Annotated in this window: 19 protein-coding genes and 1 tRNA gene; 8 read left to right on the top strand and 12 right to left on the bottom strand. The window is 70.4% G+C overall.

Going from position 1 to position 22,191, the window contains the following annotated elements:
• Positions 1-139 precede the first annotated feature (139 nt).
• Positions 140-1,018: an alpha/beta fold hydrolase gene (locus tag OG406_RS37670; protein WP_329190257.1), complete on the bottom strand. Its 879-nt coding sequence runs from the start codon at positions 1,016-1,018 to the stop codon at positions 140-142.
• Positions 1,019-1,126: 108 nt separating this feature from the next.
• Between OG406_RS37670 and OG406_RS37665 the strand changes: the two genes are divergently transcribed.
• On the top strand, positions 1,127-1,564 hold the full coding sequence (locus OG406_RS37665) for a MarR family winged helix-turn-helix transcriptional regulator (RefSeq protein WP_164369893.1): 438 nt from the start codon (positions 1,127-1,129) through the stop codon (positions 1,562-1,564).
• 154 nt (positions 1,565-1,718) lie between these two features.
• Entirely contained in the window at positions 1,719-2,330 is a 612-nt protein-coding gene (locus tag OG406_RS37660; RefSeq protein WP_329190255.1) for a DUF4232 domain-containing protein, read from the top strand.
• A 121-nt stretch (positions 2,331-2,451) separates the two neighbouring features.
• On the opposite strand, the gene OG406_RS37655 is transcribed toward OG406_RS37660, so the two are convergent.
• The gene (locus OG406_RS37655) at positions 2,452-6,726 is read right to left on the bottom strand and encodes a discoidin domain-containing protein (RefSeq protein WP_329190254.1); all 4,275 of its coding nucleotides are present in this window, start codon (positions 6,724-6,726) and stop codon (positions 2,452-2,454) included.
• A gap of 636 nt (positions 6,727-7,362) precedes the next feature.
• A complete protein-coding gene (locus tag OG406_RS37650; protein ID WP_329190252.1) occupies positions 7,363-7,599 on the bottom strand; it encodes a hypothetical protein in 237 nt (78 codons plus the stop codon).
• A 332-nt stretch (positions 7,600-7,931) separates the two neighbouring features.
• On the opposite strand from OG406_RS37650, the gene OG406_RS37645 reads away from it, so the two are divergent.
• A complete protein-coding gene (locus OG406_RS37645) occupies positions 7,932-9,197 on the top strand; it encodes an aromatic ring-hydroxylating dioxygenase subunit alpha (RefSeq protein ID WP_329190249.1) in 1,266 nt (421 codons plus the stop codon).
• An 11-nt stretch (positions 9,198-9,208) separates the two neighbouring features.
• Here OG406_RS37645 and OG406_RS37640 read toward each other — a convergent pair whose 3' ends face one another.
• Entirely contained in the window at positions 9,209-10,420 is a 1,212-nt protein-coding gene (locus tag OG406_RS37640; protein ID WP_164369714.1) for an MFS transporter, read from the bottom strand.
• A gap of 307 nt (positions 10,421-10,727) precedes the next feature.
• On the opposite strand from OG406_RS37640, the gene OG406_RS37635 reads away from it, so the two are divergent.
• Positions 10,728-11,240, top strand: a complete 513-nt coding sequence (locus OG406_RS37635; RefSeq protein ID WP_267051913.1) for an SRPBCC family protein — start codon at positions 10,728-10,730, stop codon at positions 11,238-11,240.
• Between the two features lie 68 nt (positions 11,241-11,308).
• On the opposite strand, the gene OG406_RS37630 is transcribed toward OG406_RS37635, so the two are convergent.
• The 4 genes from OG406_RS37630 to OG406_RS37615 all read right to left on the bottom strand — a co-directional run bounded on the left by OG406_RS37630 (position 11,309) and on the right by OG406_RS37615 (position 16,443).
• A complete protein-coding gene (locus OG406_RS37630; RefSeq protein WP_329190244.1) occupies positions 11,309-12,262 on the bottom strand; it encodes a carbohydrate ABC transporter permease in 954 nt (317 codons plus the stop codon).
• A gap of 2 nt (positions 12,263-12,264) precedes the next feature.
• Positions 12,265-13,170, bottom strand: coding sequence for a carbohydrate ABC transporter permease (locus OG406_RS37625; protein WP_329190241.1), 906 nt, complete (start codon positions 13,168-13,170; stop codon positions 12,265-12,267).
• A gap of 34 nt (positions 13,171-13,204) precedes the next feature.
• Positions 13,205-14,551 (bottom strand): extracellular solute-binding protein, encoded by a 1,347-nt coding sequence (locus tag OG406_RS37620; protein WP_329190239.1) that lies wholly within the window; start codon positions 14,549-14,551, stop codon positions 13,205-13,207.
• 68 nt (positions 14,552-14,619) lie between these two features.
• Positions 14,620-16,443, bottom strand: a complete 1,824-nt coding sequence (locus tag OG406_RS37615; RefSeq protein WP_329190237.1) for a glycoside hydrolase family 2 protein — start codon at positions 16,441-16,443, stop codon at positions 14,620-14,622.
• A gap of 147 nt (positions 16,444-16,590) precedes the next feature.
• Between OG406_RS37615 and OG406_RS37610 the strand changes: the two genes are divergently transcribed.
• On the top strand, positions 16,591-17,607 hold the full coding sequence (locus tag OG406_RS37610; protein WP_329190234.1) for a LacI family DNA-binding transcriptional regulator: 1,017 nt from the start codon (positions 16,591-16,593) through the stop codon (positions 17,605-17,607).
• Between the two features lie 170 nt (positions 17,608-17,777).
• On the opposite strand, the gene OG406_RS37605 is transcribed toward OG406_RS37610, so the two are convergent.
• Positions 17,778-17,849 (bottom strand) — tRNA-Ser (locus OG406_RS37605).
• 168 nt (positions 17,850-18,017) lie between these two features.
• On the opposite strand from OG406_RS37605, the gene OG406_RS37600 reads away from it, so the two are divergent.
• From OG406_RS37600 to OG406_RS37590, 3 genes are all read left to right on the top strand, one after another.
• The gene (locus OG406_RS37600; protein ID WP_267051912.1) at positions 18,018-18,419 is read left to right on the top strand and encodes a hypothetical protein; all 402 of its coding nucleotides are present in this window, start codon (positions 18,018-18,020) and stop codon (positions 18,417-18,419) included.
• A 43-nt stretch (positions 18,420-18,462) separates the two neighbouring features.
• Positions 18,463-19,788, top strand: a complete 1,326-nt coding sequence (locus OG406_RS37595) for a lanthionine synthetase LanC family protein (protein WP_329190232.1) — start codon at positions 18,463-18,465, stop codon at positions 19,786-19,788.
• Between the two features lie 62 nt (positions 19,789-19,850).
• Positions 19,851-20,363, top strand: a complete 513-nt coding sequence (locus tag OG406_RS37590; protein ID WP_267051910.1) for a GNAT family N-acetyltransferase — start codon at positions 19,851-19,853, stop codon at positions 20,361-20,363.
• 178 nt (positions 20,364-20,541) lie between these two features.
• On the opposite strand, the gene OG406_RS37585 is transcribed toward OG406_RS37590, so the two are convergent.
• The 3 genes from OG406_RS37585 to OG406_RS37575 all read right to left on the bottom strand — a co-directional run bounded on the left by OG406_RS37585 (position 20,542) and on the right by OG406_RS37575 (position 22,065).
• Complete coding sequence (locus OG406_RS37585; protein ID WP_329190231.1) at positions 20,542-20,907, bottom strand: hypothetical protein; 366 nt, start codon at positions 20,905-20,907, stop codon at positions 20,542-20,544.
• Between the two features lie 80 nt (positions 20,908-20,987).
• Positions 20,988-21,221, bottom strand: a complete 234-nt coding sequence (locus OG406_RS37580; RefSeq protein WP_164369709.1) for a hypothetical protein — start codon at positions 21,219-21,221, stop codon at positions 20,988-20,990.
• Between the two features lie 187 nt (positions 21,222-21,408).
• Positions 21,409-22,065 carry a hypothetical protein gene (locus OG406_RS37575; protein WP_267051908.1) on the bottom strand — a complete coding sequence of 219 codons (657 nt, stop codon included), beginning with the start codon at positions 22,063-22,065 and terminating at the stop codon, positions 21,409-21,411.
• Positions 22,066-22,191 lie beyond the last annotated feature (126 nt).

Below are 22,191 nucleotides of genomic sequence, written 5' to 3'. Positions count from 1 at the left end.
ACCACCGACGCATCGTGAACCTGCGGGCTTCCGCCGTTCAGCTCAAGATCCACTGTACCAGCCGCCTCACGGTGCACGAACTACGGGTGCACCGACCCCAAGAGCACCGGAAGGGCGGGCAGTCCGGCCCTGTACCGCGTCAACGACGGCCCGCCTCGCCGTGCACCTCGTCCAAGAAGTCAACGAGAACGCGGGCGAACCGTTCCGGGCACTCCAGCGATGCGTGATGACCGGCTCCCTCGATGGCGACGGTCCGCCCGTGCGGGACGACCCCCATCAGAGCGGTGACGGTCTCCAGGCATGCGGGTGCGTCCAGGGTGCCGTTGACGGCCAGGACCGGCACGGCGATGCCCTCGGCCCGCGCGGGCACGTCGGACACCGCGACGGTGCGGTCCGGCTCGTCCGGGGTGTGCTTGACGAGCGTGCGGGTCGCCATCTCCCGCAGGTGTCGCACCACTTCGGCGTCGAGATCCTCAGGGGTTCGGGAGGGGCCCGCCGCCCAGTGGGCCAGGCCGTCCAGCCAGCCGGAGATGTCACCGACAGCCAGCGCCTTCGCCTGGGCTTCCTGCCGGGCCGCCGACCAGGGGTCCTCCATGCGGGGCTCACCCAGACCTCGGCCGCTCACCACCAACGCCGCTACGAGATAGGGATGTTCGAGGGCGGTGTCGATGGCGATGAGCGCGCCCATCGAGACGCCGACCAGCACCGCCGGAGCCGCGAGGTCGAGGTGGTCCAGCAGAGCGGCGAGGTCGTCGGTCTGACGGAACGGCCTGCTCGCGTTCGCGGACCAGCCGTGACCTCGGGCGTCGGGCGCGACGACCCGGTAACCGTGCTCGACCAGGCGGGGAACCAGGTTGTCGAACTCGGTGTGGTCCGCGAACCCCGCGTGCAGCAGGACCAGCGGCCGGCCCGAGCGGGGCCCCTCGTCGCGATAGGCGAGGAGGCCGTCCTCCGACGCGAAGGTGTCGAACGCGGGCACGGGCCGTGCGGGCTGGACGCGATGCGTGGTCTCAGTCATGACAACCAAGGTGTCATAGCGATGCCATCATGACAACCCGAGTGTCATGATGGGAGCGTGACCGATGCTTCCCGCCCCCTCGCTCCCGACGAACTCCCCGAGCGGCTCATGGAGGTCTTCGCTCTGGTCGGGCCGCTCTACCGGCGCGTCCAGCGCAAGATCGAGCAGGACGCCGCGCCGGACCTGTCCGCCGGCATCCGCGCCGTGCTGGATCTCCTGCGTGAGCACGGACCGATGACCGTCCCCCAGATGGGCCGGGCCCAGTCGCTCAGCCGCCAGTTCGTCCAGCGGATGGTCAACGAGGCCGCAGCACGCCACCTCGTCGAGACCATCCCGAATCCCGCACACCAGCGCTCCTCGCTGATCCGGCTGACCGCCCACGGCCACACCGCGATCACCGAGGTGACCACCCGCGAGCACGAACTCCTGCGTCGGACCGGCGGCGACCTCACCGGCGCCGACGTCGACGCGTGCCTCCACGTACTGGGCCGGATGCTGGAGCTCTTCGACGACGTCGACCTCGCCCGGACGGACCCGCCACGGTGAGCTGAGCCGGAGCCATACGGACGGATCCGAACTTTTTTCGGTCTCCAGCGAACTTTTCCGCTCAGTCGCTCATCGGACCTCGTGTACGGCACCACAGGGCGACGCGGGTGCGGCGTACGGCCCGCGTCGACGAACACGAGTGGAGAGCATGCTCATGAGCGACCGCCACAGCACCGCCGACCAGACCGGCGTCTCCGGTTCCACGGGGGACAGCCGCCCGGACCGCCGGCTGCGCCGTGCCGCCCTCGCGGCGGCCGCCGCCGCCGCGCTCGGCCTCACCGGAGCGGGGGTCGCTCAGGCGGCGGGCGGCAGCGGCGCCGGTGCCGCGAAGGCCACACCGACCTGTGCCGCCTCGGCGCTCAAGGGGACCTTCGGCGAGAAGCTGGCCGGCGGCATGAATCACCAGGGCGTCGTCGTGAGGCTTCGCAATCTCAGCGGCACCACCTGTGCGCTGCGCGGGTTCCCGGGGCTGGGCCTGGAGAACGGGGCGCACAGGACGCTGTCGTCCCACACGCACTGGGGAGACACCTGGTACGCCGCCGACCCGGGAACCAAGACCCTCACGCTCAAGGACGGCGAGAGCGCCGAAGCGGTCGTCTCCTGGACGCACGCCAACACCGGCACGTCCCAGGCGGTTCACGCGGCCTACCTCGAGATCACGCCGCCCGCCGCCACCCGGCACAAGACCCTCGCCTTCCCCGAATGGGTCGACCACGGCGACCTGAGCGTCACCGCGCTCGCCAAGCACATCGACGTCACCGGCTGACCGCTCCCGGTACGGTGCCCCGCCGACGCACGCAGCGCTCAGGGCGAGGTCCCTCCGGAACACGGCAGCGCGGGGCCGCCCTCCCGAAGGGCGACCCCGCGCTGTTCCGTGCCGTGCCGGTCTACTCGACGTTGATCTTGAACGTGCTGGTGGTGTTACGGATGTCCTGGGCGTTGCCGCTCATCCGCAAGTTGCGGAAGGTCGCTTCGCCCACCGCGGGGCCCTGACCGGGCTCGGGGAGCTCGTTGGCCCAGATACCCCACCCGGACTTGGCGTCGAACGCGTCTCCGCTCTTCTTGGAGTTGGTGATGGAGATGTCGGTGAAGATGGTGTCCTTGACCGGGAACTGCGGCTGGCCGCCGACGTAGTTGGTCTGGAACATGACGCCTCCGTAGGTGGAGTCGTCGATGTCGACGTCGTTGACCCGGATGCCCTGGAACACCTTCGAGGCGGAGAAGGCCCAGATGGCGGGGAAGACCTGCGAGCCCCAGAAGTGGCCGCCCGTCCTCTCAAGGGAGACGTTCTCGATCGTCGTGGGGTCGGTCCCGAAGCCGTTCATCGGGTAGCCGAAGTCCAGCGAGGAGATCGTGATGCCGGAGTACACCAGGGTGTCCGCCACGCGGATGTTGCGGAAGGTGTTGTTGTATCCGCCGTAGACGGCGATACCGGCCGCTCGCCAGGTGAGGGTCGAGGTGAGGTTCTCGTAGAGGTTGTTCTTCTCGTCCGCGCCGCCGGAGTCGATCGCCGAGAAGAGCGCGAAACTGTCGTCGCCCGTGGCCCGGGCGTCGTTGTTGACGACGTGGTTGTCCGTGGAGCCGTTCGTCATGTTGATGCCGTCGGCGAACGTGTCACGGATACGGGAGTTCTTGATGGTCACACTGTCGGTGTTGGCGCCCCAGTAGAGGCACACCATGTGCTCGACCCAGACGTTGTCGATGGTGATGTTGGAGACGTTGGAGAAGTCGAACACCTTGCCCGGGCCGTCGATCCGGGACGTGTAGTTGCCGAAGTAGGTGAATCCGGCGAACGTCGAGCCGTTCGCGGTCGCCTCGGCCCGGAAGCCGATGTCGGTGTTCTCCTGCGAGGACGGGGCGTGGAAGCGGGTGAACCACGGCCCGGCTCCGACGACCTTGACGGCCTTGCCGTAGACCTGGAACTTGCTGGCGGTCTCGTAGTCGCCGGCCGGCAGGTAGACGCCGACGAGCTTGCCCGTGGTGTCCATACGGACCTTGTCGAGCGCGTTCTGCACGTCCTGGTGCGTGAAGCCGGCGGGGACCGCGTAGGCGGCGGGGTCCGGGTTCGCGGCGGCGGTGGCCTGCTCGGTGTTGACGAAGTCGATGGCGTAGGTGGAGGTGTTGGCGGCGTCCTTCTGCAGCCGGATCTTGGAACCGGCCGGCACGGTCTTGCCGAGCAGCAGGTTCGCCTCGTCGTAGATGTGGCGCGGGGCGCCGGAGCCGGGCGAGTTGCCGGGCGCGGTCTCACTGCCGTACAGCCAGGCGTACTGCGAGGTGAGGTCGATGGCCTTGAGGAACTGGCCGTCCACGTAGACGTTGAGCGTGGTGTTGGTGCCGTCCGGGATCGAGAAGCGTGTCACCAGGGTGTTGGCGGCCGCGCGGGTGGTCCACTCGACGTACTGGCCGGTCCCGCTCAGGGTCACCGCCTTGCGGCCGCTCGCCTCGCCTGCGATGTCGCCGACGGTCCGGTTCGGGCCGACGACCTTGGCACCGCCACCGACCGTGCCGTCCTCCGCCTCGTACATGTCGTACGGCATGTCGGCGCCGCGGCCGACGAACAGGGCCTGGCTGGTGGTGTTGTTGGTGCGCTTGACCGGGAGTTCGTTGGCGTCGTCGGCGATGACGGTCTTGACGGTGTACTTGCCGTTGACGGCCGTCCACGAGCCGAGGCTGACCGGTGCGGTCGTCTGGCCCGCGACGATGGCGCCGCTGTAGGAACCGGTGAGCGTCTTGACCGTGGCGCCCTTGGAGTCCAGGACCGTCAGGGTGACGCCGTGGGCGCCCGCCGCGGAGGCGATGCTGCCCTGGTTCTTGATCGCGACGGTGAACTTGACGTCGTCACCGGCCGAGGCGCTGGAAGGGCTCCAGGCGACGGGGGCGGCGACCAGGTCGGAGCTGGAGACGGGCTTGACGACGAGGGCGTCGGAGCGGGTGAAGACGTTGTTCGCGTCGTTCTGCTCGATAACCTTGTTCGACGGGTCCACCTCGGCGCCGACGGAGTAACTGCCCGCGTCCCGGGCGCCGATGCTCGCGGTGACCGTCTTCGTCTCGCCCGCGGCGAGCGCCGGGACGTCCGCCGTGGCGACCTTCGTTCCCCCGAGGGTGAAGTTCAGGTCGGTGGCCTTGGACGCCTTGCTGCCGCTGTTGGTGACGGTCGCGGTGAGGCTGATCGCGTCCGACTCGACGGGAGCCGCCGGTGAGTTCGTGATGCCGGTGACCTTGAGGTCCGGGTTGGCGGCGGGGGTGCCGATGACCTGGAACTCGGCGACCTGCGCGCCCGGGGCGCCGGTGTTGGAGGTGACCTTGAGCTGGATGTCGGCGGCGGAGCCGGAGACCGGGATGGTCACGGTGTTGCCGCTCGCGGGGTTGAACGTGTAGTCCTTCGCCGCGGCGAGGCTGGTGAAGGCCGTCGCGTCCTGGTCGCGGCCGAGGACCTGGATGTTCTCTGTGCGCGTGGCCCACGCCGAGTCCGGGCTGAGCTTCACGACGACCTGGCTCAGGTCGGCGTTGGCACCCAGCTTGGTGGTGAGGGTGGCCGGGTAGGCGCCGCCGCCGCTCTCCCAATAGGTGCTCGTCGAGCCGTCGTTGGCGTTGGCCGCGACGAACGTGAAGGTCGACGAGGAGGCGTCGATGGGCTTGCCCTGGGCGAGGTTGGAGCCGCCGCCGGCGGAGCCGGTCCGCGTGACGCTGTTGCTCGCCGTGGACGTGTTCCCGGCGGCGTCCTTCGCCTTGACGTAGTAGGTGACGGTGGCCGCCGCGGACGGCGTGTCGGTGTACGTCAGGACGTCACCCGCGACGGACTTGACGACCTGGTCGTTGGCGTAGACGTCGTAGCCGGTGACCTTGACGTTGTCGCTCGACGCCTGCCAGGTGAGCTTCACGTCGCTGCCGGACTGCGTGTAGGCGAGGTTGCCCGGCGCGGTGGGCGCCTGGGTGTCGCCGCCCGATCCCTTGCGGGTGACGCTGTTGCTGTTGGCGGAGACGTTGCCCGCCGCGTCCTTGGCCCGCACGAAGTAGGTGATGTCGGAGCCGGCCGGCTGCGTGTCCGTGTACGTCAGGACGTTCCCGGCGACGCTCGCGCGGAGCTGGCCGTTGGCGTAGACGTCGTACCCGGTGACGGCCGTGTCGTCGGTCGCCGCGCTCCAGTTGAGTTTGATCTGCCCGGTGGCCGGCTCGGTGTAGCTCAGGTTCGAGGGCGCGGTGGGGGCCTGGGTGTCGCCGGTCGCGGGTCCGTAGACCTCCAGCTCGGACAACTGCCCTGCCGGCCATGCGGTGTTGGCGGTGACCAGCACACGTACGTAGCGCGTGGTGGTGGTGTCGAGGCTGATGGTCGCCGACTGGTCGGTGCCGCTGTCGAAGGTGTACGCCTTCGACGCCGTGAGGTCGGTGAAGTTCTGGTTGTCGGTGGAGCCCTGGATCTTGAGCGTCTGGCTGCGGCTCGGCCATCCGCTGGGCAGCCGCAGGGCCACCTGGTTCACCTTGACCGAGGAGCCGAGGTCGACCTGGATCCACTGCGGAAAGGCGTTGTTCTTGCTCTCCCAGTAGGTGGCCCGGTTGCCGTCACCCGCGTTGGCCGCGCCGTAGACGTCGGCGTGGCCGCTCTCGGTGAAGGGCTTGCCCTGGGCGAGGTTGGGGGTCGACGCGGCGGCCGTGAGCACCTGCATCTCGGCGAGCTGGGCGGTGGAGGCGACCGAGTTGTCGCTGAAGTCGGCGCGGACGTACCGGGCGAGGGTCGCGGGGAAGGAGACCTTCACGGTGTTGTCGTTGCCGGGGCTGAAGACGTACCGCGCCGACGACTTGAGCGTGGCGAAGCTCTTCCCGTCGGCGCTGCCCTGCAGCGCGAGCGTCTGCTTGCGGGTCTGCCAGTGCTCGGGCAGCCGGAGCACGACCTGGCGGACGCGCTGGGTGCGCCCGAGGTCGGTCTGCACCCACTGGGCGGACTTCTTTCCGGCCTGCCAGTAGGTGTCGAGGTCGCCGTCGGTGACGTTGGCGGCGGCGTGGGCGTCACGGGCGCTGCCGGCCTTGGTCGGGGCGTCCGCGGCGGTGTTGGGACCACCGGCCGCGGTGGCGCCTACGGCGGGCAGGCCTAGAACCATGACCGTCGAGGCGAGCACAGCGGTCGCTGCGCGTCGTCTCCACGATCTCGGCTTGTATCGAGTCATGCGGGGTCACTCCCTGCGGAGGTTCGCGCGCCGGAGGGGCGGCGAGGTCGGCTCGTTCCTGGGCAGAGCGATGGCGCGGTTCGACGGGCGGGACGGTTGAAGCGGTCGCCCCTGGAGCTGTGCGCGCCCCCCAAGGAGGACGCACACGCAGGTTCTTGCAATGTTTCATCGCAATATTGCAGAGCAATGCGAGTCCGTCTACGGTCCGTGCGGCACAAGTTTCACCGGGCGCACGGGCGTCTCGACCACGGAAGCGTGACGTGCGTGGCTTCGAACCAGCGGGGATAAAAACGAACAGGAAGCCGCCGACAGCACGTGACGGAAGGAGCCGCGGGGGGAGGACTCCAACTCCCGCATCACGTCGGCCATATGACCTGTCGACAGCATTTCGGTCGGATGGGACGGTCGAGCACCCCTTGGACTACCCTCCCCCGGCACCCACTCTCACGCGTGCCGCCCCGGGACGTTCGAGCCCACCCGCAAGCGAACGCAATTCACGCAATTTCTTGCGTAGACGTAGGGCGTTCAAGGGGTCGATCTCCGCGTCGACCACACGCAAACGGTTGCGCGCCTTCCGGCACGCGAAAGCCGCCTCACCGGAGTGAGGCGGCTTTCGACCGCTGGGCAACCGTCGTGTCAACGCGCCGGAACGTAGGCCTGCTTCAGCGCGCAGGTCCACACCACGGGCTTCGCGTCACCGAGGACGTCGGCCGCGTCTCCGCCGACCGATCCGTTGTCGGATGCGGCGTACGCGTGGGACGCCCCGTCGGCGGCCGGACGCGGAAGGGCGAGCGCGGGTCCGCTGCCGGGCCGGTCGGCGGACGCGGAGGGACGCTGCACGTGACGGCGGACTCGGCGGTGGTGGCGCCCCACGCCCCTCTCCCCCGTTCGGAGCAGTGGCCCGGCGATCAGGCGGGCAGAACACCGCCACGCCCGGACGGCCAAGGGCGCCGGACCATCCGGCTGCCGCCGGCCCCGTACCGGCGACCCCGTGCGCCACACCTGCGCACCTGCGCGGTTGACGGTCGTGGGGCCCCCGGCCACGGTAGGGATGTGGAGCCCCGCGGGGCGGCGAGCGGAGCACCGCGCATGGTGCGGGGGTGCCCGTGGTGGCGTCGTGGGTGTGCACGCCCTGCGTCCGGAGCCGCGGTTCCCCCTGTCGTCGCAGGACATGACCTTCCGCCCGAGCGCAAGGGACCCCAGCCATGACCGAGGCCCGACCCGACCGACCCGGAGCAGACCGGCAGGACCGGCGGTCCGCCTCCTCGCCCGGGGCGTTCCCGCCGCATCGCGTGGACGGGCGTCCCGGCGGCCTGCCGGGGCCGGTGCCGGATCTGCGGCGGATCGGGATCGCGCCGGACCACTGGTACCCCGTGGCGACCTCGCGGAAGGTGCGGCGCAACCGTACGTTCGCGACGGCGTTCGCCGGGCAGCGGATCGCGCTGTACCGGGGGCGCAGCGGGACCGTCCACGCGCTGGAGGACCGCTGCGCCCACCGTCAGGTGCCGCTGAGCATGGGCGTGGTCGAAGGCGACATCCTCCGGTGCTGCTACCACGCCTGGGCCTACCGGGGCGACGGCCGCATCTCGCAGATTCCCTATCTGCCGAAGGGGTGTGAGCGGCCGCCGCGCGGTGTGCGTTCCTATCCGGTGCGCGAGGCGTACGGCCTGGTGTTCGTGTTCCCGGGCGACCCCGACCTGGCGGAGGCGGCGCCGTTCCCTCGGCTGCCCGAGTACCACTCGCCCGCGCACCGGACGATGACGTTCTCGCGTACGGTGCGCTGCCACTACTCGTTCATGCACGAGAACCTGCTCGACATGAACCACCAGTTCCTGCACCGGAGTGTGCTCGGCAGGATCCGGCCCGAACTGCTCGGCTACGAGGCGGGGCCCCGGCACGTCGAGGCCCGGTATCTGTTCGTGCCCGCCGGGGGCCGCAAGGACCGGGGCGCGGGTCTGCTGTCGGCGGAGGGGGTCGGCGGGCGGGACACGCCCGACGTCATCACCATCCGCACCGAGTACCCGTACCAGACGCTGCGGGGTGTGCCCGAGGGCACGGATCTCCCGGCGTTCTCGCTGTGGGCGGCCTACGTTCCCGAGGACGCGGAGCAGCGGCTCAATCACGCGTACGGCCTGCTGACGATCGCGAAGCCGCCGGTCCCGGGGGCGATGCACCTCGCGTGGCCGCTCATCCGGCGTTTCACGGAGCGTGTGTTCGCCCAGGACAGGACGGCGGTCGAGGCGGAACAGCGTGCCTGGGACGAACAGGGCGAGGACCGCAACCACGAGGTGTTCCCGCTCATCCTCGACCTCCGCGACGTACTGCGCAGCAACGGTGTGCCGCTGGGTTCGGACGTGAAGTCCGGCTGCACGCCGTGCGGACTCGCGACGCCGGCGCACCGGGCGGGGGTCGCGAACGGTGCCGCCGCGGCGCGGCCGGCCACTCCGGCCGCCGAGGGTGCGGCCGAGTAGTCCTCCGCGGCTCAGGCGTTGTGGACGGGGGTCTCCTGGCCTGTCACGGGCTTGCCTTCCGTGATGATCTCGGACCGTCGCTGGCCGCGGTCCATGAGACCGCCCGCGAAGGCGAGGCCGAGACCGGCCAGGGCGAGGGCCGCGCCGACCAGGTTGGGGGACGCCCAGCCCCAGCCCGCGGAGATGACCAGCCCGCCGAGCCAGGCGCCGCCGGCGTTGGCCAGGTTGAACGCGGAGTGGTTCGAGGCCGCCGCCATGGTCGGGGCGTTCTTCGCCTTGGCCATGAGGAGCATCTGGACGGGCGTGGTGATGAGGGATCCCATCGCGCCGATGAAGGTGATGGTGAGCAGCGCGGGAACGGTGCTGTGCACCGTGAAGTAGAACGTCACCAGGCCCGCGGTGAGCAGGATGAGCCCGGCGTAGAGCGTCGGACGCAGGGCACGGTCGGTGAGCGGTCCGGCGATCAGTGTCCCGAGCGTCATGCCGACGCCGTAGAGCGCGAGGACCCAGGTGATCGACGTGCCGGAGATGCCGGTCAGGTGCGTGAGCATCGGCACGAGGTAGCTGTAGACGGCGAAGAACCCGCCGAATCCGACGACGGCGGTGATCAGGCCCATCGCGACCTGCCGGTTGCCCATGGCCCGTAGTTCGTGGCGGATGCCGGACTGCTGTCCACGAGGCTGGTGCGGGACGAAGGCGGCCAGGGCCGCCAGGGCTATGAGGCCGATGACCCCGACGGCGCCGTACGCGGACCGCCAGCCCAGGTGCTGGCCGAGGGCGGTGACGAGGGGCACCCCGACGATGTTGGCGACGGTGAGGCCGAGGAACATCTTCGAGACCGCTCGTGCCGCACGGTCGGGGGCGACCAGGCGGGAGGCGACGACGGCACCGACACCGAACAGGGCGCCGTGCGGCAGCCCCGCGAGGAAGCGGGCGGCGAAGAGGGTACCGAAGGTGGGAGCGAGCGCGGAGGCGACGTTGCCGATCACGAACAGGCCGGTCAGGAGCAGCAGCAGCCGCTTGTGCGGGATGCGCGCGCCGATGCCCGTCAGGATCGGAGCGCCCACGACGACGCCGAGCGCGTACGCCGAGACGACGTTGCCGGCCTGCGGTACGGACACGTCGATTCCGTCGGCGATCTGGGGCAGCAGCCCCATCGTGGCGAACTCGGTCGTGCCGATGCCGAACGCGACGACGGCCAGGGCCAGCAGAGCCAGGGGCATGGTGCGGGGAAACCTTTCGAGGACAGCGGGCAGGGGACGTGGGAGCGGTCAGGACGGAGATCGCTGACGGTTCCCGGGTCCGGTCGTGCCGAGCACCATTGCCCGGAGCACCTCTGGGACCAGTGTGAGGCCCCCAGGCGTGCAGCAATGCCAAAGCCCCGTACATTCCAAGATCGACCTGTGGAACGCGGCGGATCGTCGGGCATCCCGTCGCCTCGCGCCGCCCCTGCCCTGGGCGCGGGGCGTCGTGCATGCCATGATCCCTACTCGGCGGTAATTTCGTGTCCGATCGGTCGGGAGGCGTGCAGTGACCCGTGTGTTCACCGTGAGCAGCAGCATCATCGTCGACGGCGTGTCGCCCGAGGCCGCCTTCCGGGCGGTGAGCAGCCCGGCGGACATGGGCCGCTGGAGTCCGGAGAACCGGGGCACGACGGCCGGGTCCCCGGCCGGTCCGGCCGCCCTGGGCACCACCTTCGTCGGACGCAACAAGCGCGGGATGTTCCGGTGGGTCACCCGGTGCAAAGTCACGGCGGCGGATCCGGGAAGCCGCTTCGCGTTCCGCGTCTGCGCGATCGGTGTCGGCAGCCCCCGGCTGCGGGCTCCGATCGCGACGTGGGAGTACCGCTTCGAGGCGGTCGACGGCGGTACCCGGGTGACGGAGACGTGGACCGACGACCGCCGGACGTGGCCGGCGTTCGTGGCCCGCGCCTTCGACTGGGTCGTCACGTCGGGCAGGACGTTCGCCGCCTTCCAGGCACGCAACATCGAGATCACGCTGCGCAACCTGAAGCGCGAGCTGGAGCACGACCGGGTGGCGTGAGCGGCCGGATGCCCTGAGCCGCTCGCGGTGAGCGGCTCCCCTCCCGTCCCCTCCGCCCGCTCCCCGGCCTACTGTCCTCCGAGCCCCGTGGTGGCGACGGACTTGACGATCTGCCGCTGGAAGAAGAGGAAGACCAGCACCAGAGGCAGCGCGGCGACGACGGCCGAGGCCATGGTCTGGGCGTACTGGAGTCCGTACGCGTTCTTCACCGAGGTGATGCCGACCGGGAGCGTCATCAGGGACGGGTCGGAGGTGGAGATGAACGGCCACAGGAAGTTGTTCCAGGCGCCGATGAACACGAAGATCGAGACGGCGGCGAGCATGGGCCGCGACAGCGGCAGCAGGACGGACCAGAAGATGCGCCAGGGGCCCGCCCCGTCGATGCGCGCCGCCTCCTCCAGCTCCCTGGGGAGCGAGTCGAAGTGCTTCTTCAGGATGAAGACCATGATCGGTGCCACGGTCTGGGGCAGGATCACCGCGGCGTAGGTGTCGCTCAGGTTCAGCGTGAGCATCTGCTGGAACCAGGGGACGATCAGCAGTTGCGGCGGCACCAGCATCGAGGCGACGGTGACGGCGAAGAGGGCGCGGCGTCCCGTGAACAGGGTGCGGGAGAAGGCGTACCCGGCCATCGCGGACACGGCGACGGTGATGACGGTGACGGCCGCCGAGATGAAGAGGCTGTTGAACATCCACAGGGGCAGGTCGCCCCGGGTGATCACGTCGGTGAAGCGGTCCAGGGTGAATCCGGAACCGGGCCAGAACCAGTGGACCGGGTCGCTGGCGTCCTGTTCCGACTTGAAGGCGGTCAGCAGCGCCCAGGCCATGGGCAGCAGCCATACGAGGGCCAGCACGCCGAGGACGACGAGGGCGAGGACACGGGTCGTGCGGCTCTCGCCGAGGGTGAGGGGCCGGCCTTCGCGTGGTGCCGTACGACGCTCGGCCGGCCGCCTGCGCGGTGCGCCGGGACGGGCGGTGTCCGGACTCGTCCTCGGTGGCCCGGCGGGCAGTTCGGTGGTGGCCATGATCACTTCTCCCGGCGGCGGAGGGCAGCGAACTGCGCTGCGGAGGCGAGCAGGACGAGGGCGAAGAAGATGTAGCTGATCGCCGAGGCGTAACCGAGCCGGTAGCCGGTGAATCCGACGTCGTACATGTACTCGATGACCGGTCGGGTGGAGTTGTTCGGACCGCCCTTGGTGAGCAGGTAGATCTGGTCGAAGACCTTCAGCGAGGCGAGGATCTGGAGGACGGTGATCACGCCGGTGATACGCCCGAGCTGGGGCAGCGTGATCGACCACAGACGGCGCCAGGCACCGGCGCCGTCGATGGCGGCCGCCTCGTACAGGTGGTCAGGGATGGACTGCAGGGCGGCGAGGTAGAGCAGGAAGTTGAAGCCGACCGTCCACCAGAGCGTGGTGAGGACGATCGCCCACAGGGCCACCGACTCGTCGCTCAGCCAGGCGTATCCGTCCAGTCCGAGGACGCCGAGGAGATGGTTGTAGAGCCCGAGGTCGGGCTGGTAGAGCCACATCCACAGCAGGCTCACGACGCCGACCGGCAGCAGGTAGGGGGCGAAGAACGCCAGCCGCCACACCCACTGGCCGGGCAGGCCGGTGTGCACGAGCAGCGCCATGCCGAGCGCCACGGCGACGAGAGGGACGGTCGAGACCAGGGTGAACAGCAGCGTGTGACCGAGCGAGCGCCACATCTCGGCGTCCTGGAGTGCCTCGCTGAAGTTGTCCGCACCGATGAACGAGGGACTGTGCGCCGACAGCGACGTGTCGGTCAGGCTCATCCACAGCCCCTGCACCAGCGGCCAGACCATGAAGAGGCCGAACAGGACGAGGAAGGGGAGCGCGAAGAGCAGGCCCGGCGGAACGGAACGGCGTGCGGGGCGGGCGGAGGTGCGGGGTGGAACGGTGGGAGAGGACATCGTTGTGCCTCCTGCGCGGGCGGATCGGCCGGTGTCAGGCCGGGCTGGGCTTCGAGAGGAAGGTGTTGAGACGGCGCACCATCGCGCGGGCCGCGCGGTCGGGCGCGAGGCCGTCGAGCATGGCCTGCTGGAGGACCTGCGACATGGCGTTCTGGAAGTCGGAGCCGGCGCCCGCGAACCACACGGGCGGGTCCAGGACGACGTGGTTCTGGGCGGCGACGTAGTGGGACTGGGGTCGCAGCCGGCCGTAGTCCGCGGTGCGGGTGACGGGGCTGTACGCCGGGATGTGGCCGGCGGTCGCCCACACCCGGGAGGCCTTGAGGAGCGCGGCCACGGCTCGCTGGGTGCGCCTGCGGTGGGCCGGGTCGGCGTTCGGGCGGCGGGGCAGGACGAAGGAGTGCGAGTCGGCGTAGACGGCGGGGGTGCCGAACACGGTGGGGAAGGGGGCCGCTTCGACGTTCTTGTCGGCCGCGCGGAAGGTGCCCAGTTCCCATTCGCCGGACAGGATCATCGCGGTCTGCCGGTTGGCGAAGGCCGCGATCGCGGAGGGGTAGTCGAGCCGGTGCGGATTGGTCCTGCCGTCGACGAGCTTGGCCATGAAGGCGATGACTTCGGCCATGCGGTCCTCGTCGACCTCGGCGGGACCGCCCTCGGGAAGCTCGAAGCGGCCCCCGGTCTGCTGGTAGAGGCCGTAGAACAGCCGCCACCCCTGCGAGGCGTCGGTGACGTAGCCGAAGGCGATGCCCTGTTTGCCGGAGGCCTTGGCGAGTTCGCGCCCGGCCGCCAGGAAGCGGTCGGGTGACGAGAAGGCGTCCATGTCCAGGGTGCCGTCGGCGGTGACCAGACCGGCTTTCCGGGCGGGTTCGGGGTGGTAGAAGACGATGAAGGGGTGGGTGTCGAGCGGGATCGCGTAGGTCCGGTTCCGGTACTGGGTGCGGGCCCACACCGCCTCGGCGAAGTCGTCCTGGCTCACGCCGAATTCGGCGAGGGTGTCCAGGTCCCACGGGTCGAGGAGGCCGGTGGGCGCGTAGCCGGCGAGCCGGGACATGTGGGCGATGGCCGCGTCGGGGCCTCGGCCGCCGGCCGAGGCCATGGCCAGCTTGGTGTAGTAGGGCGATCCCCACTCGAGGACGGTCCGGTCGATGCGGGTGCCCGGCATGTCGGGCTTCCCGGCGTCGACCATGGTGTTGAACAGTCCGCCGTCGGCGCCGCTGAACAGGTCCCAGAGGCGCACGGTCGTGTCGTCGGCGGCCAGCGCGGAGCCGCAGCCGCTCAGCGCACTGCCGGCGGCCAGCGCTCCCGCGGAGGCGAGTGAGGCGGTGAGGAGGCGGCGCCGGGAGAGACGGGCGCCGTTGCCGGGGTTCGGGGGGAGATCGCTCATGAGCCCTCCTTACATCGTTATAAAAGCAGGGAGCGGTCAGGACCGGTGCCTGACCGGAGACAGGGGGTTCAGCGGCGTTCGAAGGCCGCGGCGCGCCGCTGGGCGTCCCGCAGGAGGGTGGTGTCGACCTTCTCGGAGCGGTCGAAGGCGTAGACGCCGTTGCGCTCCTGGAAGACGTCCGTGAGTTGCGTGTAGCAGTACCCGAACATGTCCGGGTCGTCGAGGAGCACGTCCACGAGTCCGGTGAACCGGGAGGTGAACTCCGCTGCGGTGCGCGGTCGTTCGCCGTAGCCCCAGGAGTCGCCGGTCTCGTTGCCGGCCGCGGTCGCGACCGCCTGCGGGTCCCACCAGATGCCGCCGAACTCACTGCAGAAGTAGGGCTGTCCGCGATACGGCAGGGACCATGCGGCCTGGTCGGGACCGGTGTTGAGGTAGGGCTCGTCCTCGGCGAGACCGCCCATGATCTTGGCGAAAGCCTCCGGGTCCTGCTCGTAGCAGTGGGAGTCGTAGACGTCCGTCTCGGCGACGCGGTGGGCGTAGCCGGAGGCGTCGACGACCGGGCGGGTGGTGTCCATCGCCTTGGTGGCGAGGTACATCGCCCGGGTCACGTCGTCGAGCTGGGTGATGCGGTCGTGCAGGTGCTGGTAGGTCTCGTTGAGCGGGCACCAGCCGATGATCGAGGGGTGCGAGTAGTCGCGTTCCAGCGCTTCCAGCCACTGGGCGGTGTACGAGGCGGTGGGCTGCTGGTTGTCGTCGCGCACACCCGTCTCGCAGCCCCAGTCGCCGAACTCGCCCCAGACCAGGTAGCCGAGGCGGTCGGCGTGGTGGAGGAAACGCTCCTCGAAGACCTTCTGGTGCAGGCGGGCGCCGTTGAATCCGGCGGCCAGGCCGAGCTCGATGTCGCGGACGAGGGCCTCGTCGGAGGGTGCGGTCATCAGGCCGTCGGGGTAGTAGCCCTGGTCCAGGACGAGCCGCTGGAACACGGGCTCCCCGTTGATCAGCACCTGCTTGCCCCGCAGGGCGACGGAGCGCAGTCCGGCGTAGGAGTCGGCGGCGTCGACCAACGACCCCTCGGCGTCGACGAGTTCGAGGCGCAGGTCGTACAGGTGCGGGTCCGCAGGGGACCACGGACGGACGGCGTCGGCCGGCACGGTGAGCGTGAGGCGCGGGCACAGGTCCAGATCGGCGCGCGCCTCGGCCCGTACGACCTCGGCCCCGGCGCTCGTGAGCACGGCCCGCACGCGGTGGCCCGGGAGGTTGGCGGTGACGGGGAGTTCCAGGTGGAAGGCGCCCGAACCGAGGTCGGGGGTGATGCGCGGCCGCTTGAGCCGGGCGGCGCGGGGCACCGGCTCCATCCACACCGTCTGCCAGATGCCGGTGGTACGGGTGTAGTGGCAGTGGGTGTTGGCGTACCAGGTCGCCTGCTTGCCGCGGGCCTGGGGACCGTGCCGGGTGTCGCGGGCCCGGACCACGACGGTCGCCTCGGTGCCGGGTGCGGCGACGCCGTCGAGGTCGGCGGTGAAGGGGGTGAAGCCGCCGCGGTGGCGGGCCACTTCGGTGCCGTTGACCCAGACGGTCGTGTCGTGGTCGACGGCCTGGAAGTGCAGCAGCACGCGGGCGTCGCCCCACTGCTCGGGTATCCGGACGGTGCGGCGGTACCAGACGGCTTCCATGAAGTCCGTGTCGCCGATTCCGGACAGTTCCGACTCGGGGCAGAACGGCACGGTGATCGCGTCCGTCAGGTCACGCTCGCGCAGGCCGCGTTCGAGACCCGAGTCCGACCGGTCGATCTCGAACTGCCACCTGCCGTTGAGGTTCAGCCAGTCCGTGCGGGCGAACTGGGGCCGGGGGTACTCGGGACGCGGAACGTCCTGGGGCTGGGGAGAACTCATGTGCGTCTCGCTTCGTGCCGGCGATCGTTGCGGCGCCTATGCCACCATGCGATTACATCGATGTAAATACCCTGGGCGAAGCGAGCCCCGACGCGGGACCCCCTTCGTGAGGCCGGATACGATCGCCGGGGGCTGAGGAGGACACAGGTGGCGGCAAGGGTCAGGATCAAGGACGTCGCGGCGCACGCGGGGGTCTCGCCCAAGACCGTGTCCAACGTGATCAACGACTTCGAACACGTCTCGCCCGAGACGCGGGCCGCCGTACGCGAGTCGATCGAGGAACTGGGATACCGCGTCAACATCGCGGGCCGCCAACTGCGGCGCGGCCGTTCGGGAATGATCACTCTGGCCGTGCCCGAGCTGGACGTCGCCTACTTCTCCGAGCTGGCCAAACACGTGATGGCCGCGGCCGACCGCAGGGGCTGCACGGTCCTCATCCACGCGACGGGCAGTCGCAGGGACCGCGAGCTGTCGGCGCTGAACGGCTTCGACGCCCAGTTCACCGACGGCGTCATCCTCAGCGCCCTGACCCTGCGCCAGCGCGACCTCGACCACCACGAGAAGCACCTGCCCGTCGTGCTGCTCGGCGAGCGGCACACCCCCGGCAGCCTGGACCACGTGGGCATCGACAACATCGCCGCCGCCCGCGAGGCCACCGCCCACCTGCTCGCCCGAGGGCGCCGGCGGATCGCCGTGGTCGGCGGATCGCTGCGCGGCCGGCAGGGCACCGACCGGCTGCGCACCATCGGCTACGCCGAGGCCCTGAAAGCCGCCGGCCTGCCGTTCGACGGTGATCTCGTCGCTCCGGTGGACGCTTTCCACTGGCTCGACGGAGCGCGCGCCGCGGCCCAGCTGGTCGAGCGCCCCGAGCGGCCGGACGCACTCCTGTGTCTCAACGACCACCTGGCTCTCGGCGCGGTACGCGCACTTCACGACCGAGGGCTGCGGGTGCCGGACGACATCGACGTGGTCGGCTTCGACGACATCGAGGCGTCGCGGTACAGCATCCCGACGATCACGACGGTGGCCCCCGACAAGGAGGGCATCGCCCGGGCGGCGGTCGATCTGCTCCTCGACCGCATCGAGCGGCCCGACATGGGCACGGGATCGGCGGAGCACGTCGCCCGACATCAGCTGATCGTGCGGGAGAGTTCGGGCGGATGAGGGAGCCGTCCGGGACGCCGAACACCTCCGCACGAACCGTTTACATCGATTACATCGGAGTCCTGCGGATCGGCCGCCACTCCCCCGTGACGGCCGACCGCGTCGGGTGTCCGGAGATCAGGGTCGGCGACGGCGACGTAGCGTCCTGGGCCACTGGACGACACCGGCCGGGGCCGGCGACGGGATTCGAACCCGCGTTGCTCTCTTGACAGGAGAAGTAGCCGTTGCCTGCGCACCCGGACGACGTCACCGTAACGTGAGGGGTCCAGCGGACGCACGCCGATAAACGCCAACGGTGGTCGGGCCGGCCGGACATGGATCGCCGTCCCGACCGACGGCCTCTCGACGGTGAGACCAAGTGGTACGTCCCCGCACGGTGAAGAGGCGTGTCCGAGGGGAAGGAAGGACCCATGCCCCTCAGGAGACGTGACTGGCTGCTCTTCACGGGATGGGCGCTGACCGGAGCGGCCTACCTGCTGGCACTGCTGAGCGTGCTCTCGATCGGGCTCTTCATCCTGCCGGTTCCACTGATCGCCACCATCGTGCTCGCGACGCGCCATGACGCTTGGCGGGGCCTGCCGGGTCTGGTGTCGAGTGCGAGCCTGCCGCTGTTCCTCCTCGGCTACCTCAACCGACACGGCCCCGGCACCTACTGCACCACCTCGACGTACGGCGGCAGCTGCACCGAGGGCCTGCTCGACCCGCGGATACTGCTGGCCGTCGGCGCACTCGTCCTGGTCGGCGGAGTGACGCTGTTCCTCGTGACCCGGCGCCGAACGGCGGTCGTCCCGGCTCCACCTCACCTCCCATAGCCGCGGCCTACTGGCCGGGCGGGCCTGGTTGTAACGTTGCCGGGTGGCGACGAGCAAGGAATACAGGCAGCTGGGCGAGGCGGCGTGGTCCTGGGTACTGGACCAGGTGCGCGAGGACGAGGGCCCATGGTTCCCCGAGACGGTGTCCGGGGACCGGCGGGACGCGACACCGGCGAAGGACCGCGACTCGCTCTACTCCGGGATCGCGGGCCTGGCGCCGGTACTGGCGGAGATCGCGCAGCACCGTGACCTGAACGAGCGGGAACGAGCCCTGGCCGACGGGATCGTGACGAGGCTGTCCGCGCAGGCGAAGGGCCGCGTCGAGCCGTCCCTGTACGACGGGCTGGCCGGCGACGCCACGGCGTTGAAACTGCTCGCCCCCGGCGAGGAATCCATCGCCCTTCGGCGGCTGGACGACCTGACGACCCCCGACGGCTGGAAGACGACCGTCGGTTTCGAACCGGGCTCCGACGCCCCGCTGAACGACATCATCATGGGGTCCGCGGGTGTCGTCATGACGGCCGTCTGGGCCGGGGGCGAGTTCGCCGACGCGATCGCGACGACCGGCGGCGAGGCACTGCTGCGCGCGGCCGACCGCACGGAGGCGGGGCTGGACTGGGGCATCGCGCCGACCACACCGTCGCGGGCGCCGAACTACTCCCACGGCACCGCCGGGGTGGCCGCCGCGCTGGCCGTGGCGGGTGCTTCACTCGGCCGGGCGGACTTCGTCGAGGCCGCGGTCGAGGGCGCCCGGCACGTCCTGTCGGTGGGCCTGCTCGACGACGACGGCTTCATCGTCCCGCACACCATCCCGCCGTCGAAGCGGGAGGTGGAGCCGCTCACGTACACCTGGTGCCACGGTCCGGCCGGCACCTCGCACCTGTTCTCGGCCCTCTCGTACGCCGGTGTCACGGACGTGGCCGGCTTCCCGGTCGACGAGTTGCGCCGGCGTTGTCTGACCTCCCTCCTCACATCGGGGGTGCCCGAACGGCTCCGCCCCGGGTTCTGGGACAACGACGGCCGCTGCTGCGGAACGGCGGGCGTCGGCGACGTCCTCCTGGACGCCGCGCAGGACAGCGCGGGCACGGAGTTGTCGGAGACGCTCCTGCTGGGAGCCCGCACGATGGGCGACGCTCTCGTGGAGCGGGCGATCCAGGACGCGTCGGGTGCCCGCTGGCGGTTCCTGGAGTACCGCGACGACGACCCCCTGCTGCCGCCCGGTACCGCGTGGATGCAGGGGGCGTCGGGCATCGCCGCCTACCTGCTGCGGCTCGCCCGGTTCATCGGGACCGGCCCGAAGTCTCCTGTCGTGGACCGCCCGGACCAGTGGTGGGCCGTGCCGGCCGGCGTGCGTGTGACGGCTTCGTGAGTCGCGGGGCGGACCGCGGGGCCCCTTGTCAGGGTCTCCCGGAGGCGATCGAGGAGGAACAGGTGCAGCTGCGCAACGTCACGCCGGACGACGTCGAGGCGTATGTCCGGATGCGGTGCGATCCCGCGATGATGACCGACCTCGGCGGACCGCTCCCGGCGGACGGCATGGCCGACAAGGTCCGCAGGGACGCCGAACAGGCCGCGGCCGACCGGGAGTGGATCAGGATGATCGTTCCCGACGCGGGCGACCCCGGCGTCGTGGCGGGATCGGTGGCCCTCTGGTCGCACGACGGCGAGGACGGGCCGATCTCCGAGATCGGCTGGATGGTCCTGCCCGAGTTCCAGGGACGGGGTCTGGGCAAGCGCGCCGTCCGCGTCCTCCTGGAGCAGGCACGGGACCAGGACCGCTGGGGCAGGGTGCACGCCTTTCCGGCGACCCGGAACGCGGCCTCGAACGGCGTCTGCCGCTCCGTCGGTTTCCGGCTCCTCACCCAGGTCGAGGTGGAGTTCGCGGGGCGCGTCATCCAGTCCAACCACTGGGTCATCGATCCCGGCAGGGACCTGCCGGCCTGAGGACGGTGACGCGACGGCGAGCCGGCCAGTCCGCTGAGCCGCGCGGCAGGTCCCGGACGACACCGCGCGGGCAACCGCCCGGCTGGTCAGCGATCGCGCCTCGTATGTCTTGGACATGGCGGTGCTGTGGGTCGACGCGAGCCGCGGGCCTGACCGGTGAGGTCAGGAGGCCGACGGTTCAGTCCTCCCGGGCCGTGCGCAGCAACTGGGCCGCCAGCACGACGCCTCCCGCCGCCGCGCCCACCGCGCCGGCGGCCAGGAAGCCGTGGGAGGCGCGCCAGGACAGTACCGACCAGCGGGACTGCGCGGACAGGACGGAGCCCGTGCTGAGCCACGAGCCCGCCGAGATCAGCGACAGGGACGAGCCGATCGACCCGAAGGACAGAGCGCTCCCGATCGACCCCACCGACAGGGCCGAGCCGACCGATCCCACGGACAGCACCGACCCAACCGAGCCGATGGACAGGACGGAGTCCTGCGACCACAACGACAGCACCGAACCGGAGGAGCCACGACCGACCGACCGTGCGGACAGTTTTGTCATGAGGTCATCCTGCCCGAAAGCCGTCGTCCACGGTCACTTCTCGACCGTTCGCCGCCGGCGGGGAGTCCGGCGCCCCTGCCTCAGCCGTCGGCCGCGTAGAGGTCCGCCTTCTCGTAGTTGGCCAGGGCCAGGCCGAGGGCGAAGAAGGTCGGCGCCCACTCCCCCACGAAGATGCCCCAGCGGTCGGCCCGTTCGATGTTCTCCTGCTTGTTGGACGCCAGCCAGGAGACGAGCGACAGGCCGATGGAGCCGAAGGCCGCCACATAGGCGTGTTCGCTCTGGACGCCCGCTTCGTGCAGCTTCTTGACGATCATGATGTTCCTCTCGTCACCGATCGGCGCCCTCTTTGGGCGCGATGTAACCCTTTTCGCGCGACAGGGTGTCGATGGATGCGGAGGACGGACACGGGCCCCTGGACTCGGGCTTCCTCGTGCCTACCAGTGCTTGCCCGCGCTTACCGGTACTTGCTCGTGCTTACTGGTACTTGCTCGTGCTTCCGCGCTACGAACGCGGTGCGGCCTCGCTGATGTCGTCGTGCAGGTGGCCCATCAGCTCGCCCATCTCGCGGACGTCGGCGTTCGGGTTCTCGGCGTCCCGGGCGGCGCGGCGCAGCCAGTCCGCGGTCGTCAGGGCGAGCGCGGTGGCGTCCTCCTGGCGGTTGTCACCCAGGAGTTCCTCGATCCGGAACGCGAGACCGCCGAGGGTCTCGTCGTTGGTCTCCGGGGTCAGGTAGCCGCGGAGCCCGGTGGGATAGGGGTTCTGGGACCTGGCGTGTCGCACCGCGTCGAGGACGGCGCTGTCCTCGCTGTACTGGTCGAGGTGACCCAGCAGGACGTAGATCCGTGCCGTCAACCGGGGCAGGCCCGGCTGGTGGTCGAGCCAGGCCATCAGCTGCGGCTGGCCGCCGAGGTGGTCGACGAGCGGGGTCAGCGCCTCGACCGACTTGGTGGGCATGTCCCAGTGGTGCGGGAGCAGCTCGGCCACCTCGTCGGCGAGCGCCACCTCGTCCTCGGTGCTGATCGTGCCGACGGTGAACGCGGCGACCTTCGCGTTGTCCAGGACGAACCCGTCCGGCGTCGGCCTGGCGGCGCGCGTCGAGACGCCGTGCCGCCGGTGCAGAAGCTCACCGACACTCTTGAGGAGCGGCTTGTCGTGCACGAGACCTCCTGATGAACGCTCCCGAGTGCCGGTCGCCGCGTGCGCGGTGGACGATCCGGCGGCCTCCACGACGCCGCCGACCCCTGCTCCGCGTCGGCACCACCACCGTGCCGTCCGGTCACGAGG

The organism is Streptomyces sp. NBC_01428 (assembly GCF_036231965.1).
GTDB lineage: Bacteria > Actinomycetota > Actinomycetes > Streptomycetales > Streptomycetaceae > Streptomyces.
Note: the sequence above shows the minus strand (reverse complement) of the source record. Positions and strands in the feature narration are given on the sequence as shown.

Coding starts and splice junctions, on each gene's coding strand:
- OG406_RS37585 (WP_329190231.1), bottom strand. CDS start 20,907: ATGACAAAACTGTCCGCACGGTCGGTCGGTCGTGGCTCCTCCGGTTCG.
- OG406_RS37620 (WP_329190239.1), bottom strand. CDS start 14,551: ATGAGCGATCTCCCCCCGAACCCCGGCAACGGCGCCCGTCTCTCCCGG.
- OG406_RS37655 (WP_329190254.1), bottom strand. CDS start 6,726: ATGACTCGATACAAGCCGAGATCGTGGAGACGACGCGCAGCGACCGCT.
- OG406_RS37665 (WP_164369893.1), top strand. CDS start 1,127: ATGGAGGTCTTCGCTCTGGTCGGGCCGCTCTACCGGCGCGTCCAGCGC.
- OG406_RS37600 (WP_267051912.1), top strand. CDS start 18,018: ATGCCCCTCAGGAGACGTGACTGGCTGCTCTTCACGGGATGGGCGCTG.
- OG406_RS37630 (WP_329190244.1), bottom strand. CDS start 12,262: ATGGCCACCACCGAACTGCCCGCCGGGCCACCGAGGACGAGTCCGGAC.
- OG406_RS37615 (WP_329190237.1), bottom strand. CDS start 16,443: ATGAGTTCTCCCCAGCCCCAGGACGTTCCGCGTCCCGAGTACCCCCGG.
- OG406_RS37640 (WP_164369714.1), bottom strand. CDS start 10,420: ATGCCCCTGGCTCTGCTGGCCCTGGCCGTCGTCGCGTTCGGCATCGGC.
- OG406_RS37660 (WP_329190255.1), top strand. CDS start 1,719: ATGAGCGACCGCCACAGCACCGCCGACCAGACCGGCGTCTCCGGTTCC.
- OG406_RS37625 (WP_329190241.1), bottom strand. CDS start 13,170: ATGTCCTCTCCCACCGTTCCACCCCGCACCTCCGCCCGCCCCGCACGC.
- OG406_RS37580 (WP_164369709.1), bottom strand. CDS start 21,221: ATGATCGTCAAGAAGCTGCACGAAGCGGGCGTCCAGAGCGAACACGCC.
- OG406_RS37645 (WP_329190249.1), top strand. CDS start 7,932: ATGACCGAGGCCCGACCCGACCGACCCGGAGCAGACCGGCAGGACCGG.
- OG406_RS37670 (WP_329190257.1), bottom strand. CDS start 1,018: ATGACTGAGACCACGCATCGCGTCCAGCCCGCACGGCCCGTGCCCGCG.